Here is a 329-nt window from a genome sequence, read left to right as displayed (position 1 = left end):
CGGGTTCCGGCACGCTTGAATTCGAGCGCGGGGTCGGCGATCGTATCCTTCAGCAGCATCCCGCGATCGATCTCGAGGTTGTGGAGCACGCACCACGGCAACGCCCGGCCCTGGCGCGGCAGGACATCCTGGCCGCGCTGCACGTAGCCGGACTGCAACGAGCCCATGATCGATTCGTCGAGCCTCTCGCCGGACGGCGCATGCGCCGTCACCATGTCAAAACCTTCCGCATCCATATGCTGCATCAGGCGGCAGACATAGGCGGCCGCCATGTCGATTTTCAGCGTCCATGGCGCGTTCGTGTAACCGAACAGATAGGCGAAATTGGG

The 329-nt window shown here is 63.2% G+C and carries 1 pseudogene; it reads right to left on the bottom strand.

The features are described from left to right. A pseudogene (locus NCR39_RS29515) lies at nt 1–329 on the bottom strand (FAD-containing monooxygenase EthA); the annotation flags it as partial.

This window comes from Caballeronia sp. ATUFL_M2_KS44, assembly GCF_023630965.1.
Taxonomy (GTDB): Bacteria; Pseudomonadota; Gammaproteobacteria; order Burkholderiales; family Burkholderiaceae; genus Caballeronia; species Caballeronia concitans.
This window is presented reverse-complemented; position numbering and strand designations above follow the sequence as displayed.